8 protein-coding genes and 1 pseudogene are annotated in these 8,782 nt (G+C 58.8%); 2 read left to right on the top strand and 7 right to left on the bottom strand.

Translation table 11 applies throughout. From position 1 onward, the window contains the following. Positions 1-138 precede the first annotated feature (138 nt). The 4 genes and pseudogenes from IVA96_RS19435 to IVA96_RS19450 all read right to left on the bottom strand — a co-directional run. Positions 139-533, bottom strand: a pseudogene (locus tag IVA96_RS19435) (transposase); the annotation flags it as partial. A gap of 1,492 nt (positions 534-2,025) precedes the next feature. Continuing rightward, positions 2,026-2,493: an ABC transporter substrate-binding protein gene (locus tag IVA96_RS19440; protein ID WP_253075129.1), complete on the bottom strand. Its 468-nt coding sequence runs from the start codon at positions 2,491-2,493 to the stop codon at positions 2,026-2,028. Between the two features lie 163 nt (positions 2,494-2,656). After that, positions 2,657-2,989 carry a hypothetical protein gene (locus IVA96_RS19445; protein ID WP_247459381.1) on the bottom strand — a complete coding sequence of 111 codons (333 nt, stop codon included), beginning with the start codon at positions 2,987-2,989 and terminating at the stop codon, positions 2,657-2,659. Between the two features lie 182 nt (positions 2,990-3,171). Continuing rightward, positions 3,172-4,029: a GNAT family N-acetyltransferase gene (locus IVA96_RS19450; protein WP_247276066.1), complete on the bottom strand. Its 858-nt coding sequence runs from the start codon at positions 4,027-4,029 to the stop codon at positions 3,172-3,174. A gap of 542 nt (positions 4,030-4,571) precedes the next feature. Between IVA96_RS19450 and IVA96_RS19455 the strand changes: the two genes are divergently transcribed. Continuing rightward, positions 4,572-5,465, top strand: coding sequence for a hypothetical protein (locus IVA96_RS19455; RefSeq protein WP_247276067.1), 894 nt, complete (start codon positions 4,572-4,574; stop codon positions 5,463-5,465). 268 nt (positions 5,466-5,733) lie between these two features. On the opposite strand, the gene IVA96_RS35830 is transcribed toward IVA96_RS19455, so the two are convergent. Continuing rightward, positions 5,734-5,898: a GreA/GreB family elongation factor gene (locus IVA96_RS35830; RefSeq protein ID WP_346015528.1), complete on the bottom strand. Its 165-nt coding sequence runs from the start codon at positions 5,896-5,898 to the stop codon at positions 5,734-5,736. Then, the gene (locus IVA96_RS35835) at positions 5,865-6,647 is read right to left on the bottom strand and encodes a GreA/GreB family elongation factor (protein ID WP_346015527.1); all 783 of its coding nucleotides are present in this window, start codon (positions 6,645-6,647) and stop codon (positions 5,865-5,867) included. The genes IVA96_RS35830 and IVA96_RS35835 overlap by 34 nt, the downstream gene beginning before the upstream one ends. A 526-nt stretch (positions 6,648-7,173) precedes the next feature. Here IVA96_RS35835 and IVA96_RS19470 point away from each other — a divergent pair. After that, positions 7,174-7,683, top strand: a complete 510-nt coding sequence (locus IVA96_RS19470; RefSeq protein WP_247276069.1) for a septal ring lytic transglycosylase RlpA family protein — start codon at positions 7,174-7,176, stop codon at positions 7,681-7,683. 439 nt (positions 7,684-8,122) lie between these two features. Here the strand turns inward: IVA96_RS19470 and IVA96_RS19475 are convergent, their stop codons facing one another. Continuing rightward, entirely contained in the window at positions 8,123-8,473 is a 351-nt protein-coding gene (locus tag IVA96_RS19475) for a hypothetical protein (protein WP_247418714.1), read from the bottom strand. Positions 8,474-8,782 lie beyond the last annotated feature (309 nt).

An 8,782-nucleotide genomic window follows, 5' to 3' on the forward strand; every position in this document is an offset into this window, starting at 1 on the left:
CGAATCGGTGCCAGACAAGGAATCACGGTCGATTCCTGCGATGCAATAGTTGGTGCGCTCCCTCAGCCCCCTCGGCTAAATGTGGGTAATTGAAAGCCGGTGAGGGCCGCGGGATGATCGCGCGGTGCGGTGGCCCTATCAGGCCGCAGACTGAACAGGGCTGTTCTTCCATTCCCAAGGCAGCAGCTCATTGAGCCGACCTTGCGGGTGCTGGCGATGCGGGCCAAGACGTCCGCCAGCCGGACTTGCGGATCGATGTCGTTGAGCTTTGCCGTCATGATCGGCGTCGCCATGATGGCGACGCGGTCAGCGCCGCGTTCTGAGCCGGCGAACAGCCAGGACTTGCAGCCGAGAGCAAAGCCGCGCAACGCGCGCTTCGCCGCATTGTTTGTCAGGCAGATCCGCCCTTCATTGACGAAGCGAGTGAACCGATCCCGGCGGCGCGGCATGTAGTCGACTGGCTTCGTGACCGATGAGGAGTTCGATAGCCGAGCACGCTGCTCGCGCAGCCACGCTTCCAGCACCGCCAGCAGCGGGCAGCCAAGCGCCATCATCAGAATGAGCGCGCCAAGTCCATTCTCCGGAGCATCGACCAGCACCTCACGACGGACCTGGCGCTGGCCGAGACGTGGCAGCTTCTCAAAGCGCAGTTTAGCAGCGAGCGGGCGGAAGTGTTCTGGGACCGGCCTGCGCGACAGCGGAGTTCGTATGCATCGTCGGCGCTGAGATGCGGCTTCCTAGATAGAGGCAAGGTTCGCTGACGAGAGCTTTTCCTTCGTCGACCGGACCAGTTTTGCGCTCGTGGAGCGCTTGGGGATCACCCTAGTAGCAACGTTCAACCCGAACTTCGAAGTCTACCGGCCCCGCCGCGGTCGCAAGCGGCCCTTCCAGATCGTTACCGAAGGGCATAGCGAAGTCTTCATTGCGCTCGGACAAGCTTTTCTTTGAACGCCGGCCGGTTCACTTGAGCCAAGACGGCGAGCGCCAGACGGTCTGCCCCTACATCCTGGGCCCCGCCGCTGGCGAGGAGCGCGCATTCACGCTCCTGTAGAGGCAAGTTCGAGCACAAAGCGTTCGGCCCAAGCCACGTGGATCTACCCTTAGGTTGTTGATGATCGAGCAGGTTCGTCTCGCGGACAGCCCTGGATCGAGCAAGACTATCCGGGACCGGTGCAAAGATGTGCAGGTGCACTTGGAGGCGACGGGACTAGCACAGCTCAAGGGACAGCTCGGTTGAGGGTCTGAACGGAGACGTCGGCTCATCCCGTCTCAAAGAGCAGCTCTAAAGAAGATTATCTGATTTCACGCCCAGCCGAAAGACCGCATATTAGCCGGAGCGCGGCACTAACAATTCGGCCCTGTGCGATCTTGCCGGTGGTGAAGGCATGGTCAGCAACGATGGCACCTCGCCCTTGGCTCCACCGGCTCCGCTGCCGTCGGGACCGCGTTGTTCGTCGGCTTCACAGCTACTATGGCAGAGTCTGACTTCTCGCGACCGTGCATCATCGGCTACGGCTCCTCGCTTTCCCGATGCGGACCGACGGCTGTTGCCGAGCGGTCGATCGCGAGATCTCCCGGTTCTCGTGCAAGGAGCGTCTGCACATGCCAGGGTCTCTGACCACGCCGGGTCGTCCTGGCGCTCGCGATGACGCGCCTGGATGTGTTGCCTTCCGCTATTTGCACGGCGTCGGCACCCGGAATAGGACTCTTTCGCGGCTCGATGGCTGGCCTATGCGCCCCCCTTGTCAACGCTTCGCCGAAACCCTCGCGGGCAACTGCGCATGACTCGGGGCCGATGTGGATCGCTACTCCTTCATCGTAAGAGACTTGCACTCTCTACTCCTTGCCGGTCTCCCGGCGCTTCGCAAATCTGGTCCGCCATGCCTCACTGAGCGGACCTCGATGAGGTGCGATGGGCCACAAGCTGCCTCGTGCACCGACAGCAACAACTCCCCTGATCGATCACCTCGTCGGCGCGGGCGAGCAGCATCGGCGAGACAGTGAAGCCCAGCGCCTTCGCGGCCTTCAGATGACCAACTCGAATTTGGTCGGCTGCGTAACCGGCCAGTCGGCGGCCTTGGCGCCCTGAAGAATTTTGCCGGTATAAAGTCCAACCTGCCGGTACGCGTCGGCCAAGCTGATCCCGTAGCTCATCAGGCCGCCGGCCACGGCAAACTCTCGGAACTCGTAGATTGCGGGAACGGCGCAGCGCGCTGCCAGTGTGACAATCTGCTGGCGGTGAGCGTTGAAGAACGGATCGGCCGCGACAAGAATAGCGTCGGCATGGTGCTCGGCCAGCATCGCGAAGGCCCTGTCAAGTTCCGGCTCATTGTGTGCCCTTAGAACGTGAATCTTCCGCGCGAGGGTTTGCGCAGCCGTCTTCGCCTCCGTCAACTGGCTGTCGGCGCCGGGGGTGCCCGGATTGACCAGCATGGCGATGGTCGCGGCGTTTGGCACCAGTTCGTGCAGCAGGTCCAGCCGCTTGGCTTCCAAAGAGTTGTCATCACATAAACGCCGGCGGCGTTTCCGCCGGGTCGGTTTAGCCTGACAACGAGGCCCAGCTCGACAGGATCAGTGGCTGAGGAAAACACGGTCGGAATTGTGGTGGTCGCAGCCTTTGCGGCTAGCGCCGAGGCGCCACCGCCGGTCGCTACAATCACCGCAACCTGCCGCCGGACCAGATCGGCAGCCAGCGCGGGCAAGGATCATTGTGATTCTCGGCCCAGCGATATTCGATCACGAGGTTGTGGCCTTCGATAAAGCCGGCTTCCTTCAGACCCTCGCGGAACGCGGCTACGGGGTGGGCGATCGCAGCACGCGACAAGTTGTTGAGGAATCCAATGACCGGTGTGGCCGGCTGCTGCGCGCGTATCGAGAGCGGCGCGACAACGATGGCCGCTCCTATCAAACTTATAAAACACCGGCGCCCAATCATGATCGCTCCGATCGTGTCATTTTCCGATTTCGGCAGCGCGCGGCTTGCCATCATAGCCGCTGAGATGATGGTATCGAAAGGTTGGTGATGTCTGGTCCAGGTCAAAAGCGTTGATCAAGAGCGGGTGAGCAATTTCCGGTCCACGTTCAGGAGCTAACTATCTCGCCGCTAACGTGCGGTTCGGCTAGGGCCAAAGACGGAAGCTCGGCCTGATGCGCGGGGCCGAGGCTCCTTGCTCAATAGAGCACCGAGGGCAGATAAAAGCCCTTAGGCTCGTTGTAGAGGCCGGTCGTCATTAGGGTCATCTGGTGCACTAGTCGGAGGCCATTTTGCAGACACCAGCGGAATAGTTCGCTATTTCGGGTCGGCACCAAAAAGCCGCCGCCGGGAAAGCCCGGAGCAGATCCGATCAGAGCCTTCAGACCTTCGTTGCTCTCGGCGACGGCATGGGCGAAGAACCCGACATCCGTCGCGTAGGCAGTGATCTGGCCGAGATGCACGACGACCCGCGCCGTTCCCGCATTAATCGCGTCATCGAGTTCGCCGCCACGATCATGACCGTGAACCCGATGACATAACAAGTTGCAGGCCACGAGATCGGTCGCGCCGGCCGGACGCACGTCGTACCCCGGCAAGCTGACGCCCAGCGGCGCCCCGTTCATTTTCGAGATCGTCTCGCGGGTGTCAAAGCCGAGCTTGGCGTACAAACACAAAGAACGATTGTGAAATGCGGATTGCAGCAGCCTCACCCCGGCCGCATGCCGATCGCGCGCGCGGTCGCGTGCAGCCTGCATCAATTGGCGCCCAATCGTCGCGTTCTGTGAGGCCGGATCAACTGTGATCGGCCCGAGTCCGGCAATCGGTCCGCGTTCATCGAGAAAGTTGCTGCCGACAACCCTTCCGTCCTTTTCGGCGACAAGCGAGTAGAACCCCGGGTTGGACAGCAGCATCATCAGGACCTGCGTGGCCACCTCCACCGACGGAAAATCCCACGGGAAATTGTGCTCGTCGTCAATCGCCCTGAACGCTTCGAAGCAGATTTTGCCGCAAACGGTGGCATCCGACGGCGCGCCTGGTCGCAGCACGATGCTCATTCGTCCCTCCCCTGCGAATTGCTCTGACGCCTTATCCGAGCCAACAGTTCCGGGGATTTCAAGCTGCAGCTTATTGCTCTCAGCGTAGATTATCCAGAGCTTCGCTGCCTATGCGCCTCGGTCTTCTTCAGAGTACCCAAGAAGGAGTTCCTCCGAATTGTGGTCTACTGTCCGGGTCGGGTCAAAGGCAGCCCTCGGCAGCTTGCAAGACCCTTGGTCGGCTCACCTCCCGGAAGCGGCCGTCGCGGGGTCGCAGCTGCGGGGCTACTTTCTAGCTCGGCATCGAAGTGGATGATGCTTTGGCGATAGCAGAACGGTTGATATCTCAGGGTCAATCGCACCGAAGCGGACTGCCCCGCGTCAGGTCCGTTTAGTTTCCTTGGATGCGATGGCGGGCGTGCTGGATGGGCGTCAATCGTGTGCACGCCGAATAGCAGAGCGCGTCTGGTTTGGTCCAATTTGGAACAAAGGAGATTGGTCCAGGTAATGGTTCCATGGTAATGCGTACAGCGGGCCAAGCAATGGTCACAAAGATTCAGCGAATGCTCAAACGTTTGCCGACGTATGTAGCCGACATCAAGGAAAATCCCCGATGGCTGCCGATGTTTGCACTGGGGCGCGTGATGCTGTTCCGCAACCTCGCATGGAAGTTTACCGCTCCGCCGGAACACATCGATCTCACGAACACGCTTTTCCCGGAACTTAGCGCCGAGCATGTGACGGAGCAGTTGCGGCGAGACGGGCTATTTCAGGGCGTCAGCCTTCCGGCAAACATTACGTCGCAGATCTCTTCCTTTGCCCGACGCACGCCCTGTTTCGGCAATTTCGACCGCAAAATTGAGCTGGTCGCCGAGGAACATCGCCCGATCGAGCTTGCGACCGGGAAGGCCATTGTCACAGGTCACTTCTTCGAACGCGTGCTGGATTGCGAAGCGGCCTGCCGCGTCCAGCAGGATCCGCTATTGTTGCAGATCGCCCAGAACTATCTGGGAGGCGAGGCGCGCGTCACCGCGACGCGGCTCTGGTGGAGCTTTCCGAGCAAGAACGCGAAAGACTACGACCTCCATCTAGCCTCACAGGACCGGTTTCATTTTGATCTCGATGATTGGAGGATGATCAAGTCCTTCTTCTACATCGAAGCGGTAGACGAAAATTCGGGCCCGCATGTCTATGTCGTGGGCAGCCACAGGCAGCGCCTTCTGCGACACCAGTTCACCCTTATGGTCGGCCACCCCTCCGAGGAAATCGAGCGGACCTATGGTCGCGAAGCAATCGTGAAACTGACGGGGCCTGAAGGCTTCGGCTTTGTCGAGGATCCCTTCGGATTCCATATGGGTTCGCTGGCCAAACGCGCGCCGCGCCTCATCTTGGAAATCAGCTTCGGCGTCAGCGAAAAGCTGCACCGCCGTTTCTATGGTGAGCCAGTGATTCATTAGCTCCCAGTTGGCGGTTACGATGTGCGCCGACCCGGCGACGGCGATTAAGCAATTCCTTCGGCTACGGACGACCGAGTTTCACCGCGCGGGCAACGCGCAGTGGGGTGCCCCAGCTCGATCATAGACCGAGAGGGGCCGCCCCCAGAGGTTGGACCTTCAAGCCTTGAAGAAGGTCGCAAGATAGAACACGGCAGCCAAGACGATGGTGATACCGATGACTGTAAAGGCGGCCTGTCTGGTTGAAACGTCGCGCATATCAACGCCTCCTTCAGTTGGACACGCCTAGCACCGTCAAGGACCGCTTGTTGTTGCCCGGCGTTTGAAACTCGATGGCTTGGCCAACCGACAGGCCGATCAACGCAGCTCCAACCGGCGTGAGAACCGAGACGCGCTTCAGCGTTATGTCCGCTTCGTGGGGATAAACCAATACCACGTCCCGGACTTCACGGTCTTGTCATCGCAGTACCGGACCTGCGAGCCCATGCGGACTACGCCGCGCAGATCGGAATTGTCCGCCACCACGCTTGCACGCTCTATCTCCTGTGCAAGGAAATGGGCCACGCGCGGGAAGAGCACCGCGCTCGAACTGGCCAGAGCGTTGAGACGCCTCGCCTCATCCTCTATCACAGCGATGGGCGGCAACACGATTTCAGGTTTGCCTTTGCGATTAGTCTTGCTCATTACCTTCTCTCCTTTCCTAAGCGGCCGATGGTCCCGGATCATTGTCATCAAAGAGCTTCTTGCCCTTGACCTCCGGATTGCTAAACAGAACCCTGACAACATCATTCGGATCACCTCGGCTGAAAGTTCGATCTTGACGACGTTGGTGCGCCCAGCGGTGAAGAAGGGAATTTCGCTTCCGACCTTCAGCCCGACCAACGCTGCACCCAACGGCGACATCACGGGGATTTGGGTTCGCTCGGACGTGTAGTCTTCGGAGTACACCAGTTGCCTTGTCTCGCGGGGGAAGCCCCAAGTGATCCAGAACGTCACCCACGAACCCATGGTAACGATGCTGTCCAATCTGGCTGCGCGATCAGGGACGACTTCCGCACGGTTGATCTCACGCAACAGAAAACGTGCGTCCACGTCGCCTTGATCCGCGCCCGCCTGCGCGAGCCGTTCCAAGCGGCGATGGTCAGACGCCGGAAGAGTCACGTTCGGGAAAAAGGGTTTGTTCACGACATGCCTCCTTGTTTGGGCTTCTCCTCGCGCAAGAGCCACACACCAAATCTGTTTGATGAAGGAAGGGGATAATCCGGAGGGCACCAACTACCGTCCGGCTAAGCTCCTGCTTGGAGCCGTCCGGCGTGCAGGCAACGCCGCGCAATGCGCGGATCGATGTCGAGGACGTGGATCATGTCGCGGCCACCATAGGACCTTCCGCTGTCCATGTAACGCGACTATAGAGCACACACGTCGGGAGAGAGTTGTAAGGATTAGTGATGTCCGTTTGGATCACATGCTGGAGTGAAGAGACTTCACGAATCCGCTCTCCACCTGAAAGCAGACGGTCGTTGGATGGTCGGGCGAGGCAGCTACGGATGACGCTCGGCGCATAATCTGCGCCACAGAGTAGTTCCGACCTACCCAAAAAATCACCCCAAATTGATGACGCTGTTCCGTTGTATGCTGCTCTGCACGCTCGGGAACGCCGCTTGTTAAAAATCATTGATTCGTTGTTTTTTGTCAGTGAGTGGAGTTGATCATGCGTCTTCTGTTTGCAAGAATCGCGATCGCGTCCTTATCTGCTTGCTTGCAGTCTCCGTATGCTTCAGCACAAAACTTCGACGATAGATGGTCTATTATTCCGAAGGCACATGCTGAACCTGCTCCTGAAGAGAAGGAGCAAAAACAAAGTCCTCCTGAGGATATTCAGGCAGGGCCACTATGGACGCGGACGCCAGACGATCTCCGGCCTTCCAAATCGTTCAATAAAGCCTTCACCGGAAAAGCGTCCTTCTATTCTTATACAAAGGGTAAAACAGCGAGCGGGTCGCTCTACAATCGCGATGAAATGACGGCGGCCCATCGAAGTCTTCCCTTCGGAACTCGGGTTCGCGTCACCGACATTGCGAGTAGCAGGTCGGTCATAGTTCGGATTGCAGACCGCGGACCGTGGATTCGCGACCGCGTGCTGGACCTCTCCCTTGGCGCTGCACGCGGCTTAGGAATTACTGATCGAGGTGTGGCACAAGTTCGAGTAGAGGTCCTTTAGGTAAGCGCCGCGCTCTATGTGGCAACAGTCGTGTGCGGCTGTCAGTGGGCGATTCGCCTCGGCAGCTGACGCGGGCAGAACGCTGTGCTGACAGGATAGGGCGCCTTTGCCGACAGCCACTTCGTGCTGAGGCGGAAGCACTGTGGCCGCTTCGTGCTGAAACGGCTGCAGTTGTTAACCGCGTTGGTTGCGTGAGCTTCGAACACGATCGCCTTAAAGCCGATCGTCATTGAAGGCGTGACGCTTCAGGATGTCGGCGAACGCCCACAGTCTTTCTTCGTCGAATGTCTCTTTTGGGGTCATTGGCGTCAATCAGGTTTGACCGTGACTACGGCCGGTTTACCCCAAAGAGCCGACGCAAAAACGGAGATGGGATGTCCGACGCTAGGGGCCACTTGGTAACATCACTGGCTTCCGAACTGAGGCTCCATCAATAGGATTACAACTGCCCGACCTGTTCGCGCAAATGGGTGAGGTTCCGGGTAAGCGCCGCCAGCTTGTGCTCGAAATCATCCTTGATCGGTCCGGCCGGGAGTCGGTCGCGAATTTTGTCGGCGCTCTTCACGGCTGCCTCGAGATGGCCGACGGCGGTCCACAGCCTCGCTTTCGTGAGTCTGTCCAGTTCCTCCGCAAGAGCGCGCTCACCGTCATGGATCTCGAACGGCAATAGCGGCCGACCAGCTTGCTTGAGATGAACGACCGTCCCCATGGCTATCTCCAGATCTATTTTTGGATTGCTGGCGTGATTGTTGAATATGCGGCGCTGAAAATGACTTGAAGTTGTGTGCACGTGATCCAGTAAATTTTTTGGAAAGGTTTAGGTGAAGTATTCGGGACCGCAATTGCGGGTTGCATATTTTTTGCTTAGCCCGCCTAAGATTCGAGCTGTTTGGATGTCCCTGGAGTCTGCATCCAGCAACGACCGCATCGGGCCATCACCGATAAGCTCGGAAGGAGCATCTGATTTCTGCTTCGCTTCCGATTCTGTTGAAAAAGGCAGGCTGTTGCGACGCAGAGATATCAGTGATTCAGTCTGTCTAATTGGCAGGACTGAAGATCATGATGGGGCATCGGCAAGTCGAACAGACCGCGTTGTTCT

The sequence above is a fragment of the Bradyrhizobium sp. 159 genome, from assembly GCF_023073795.1.
GTDB lineage: Bacteria > Pseudomonadota > Alphaproteobacteria > Rhizobiales > Xanthobacteraceae > Bradyrhizobium.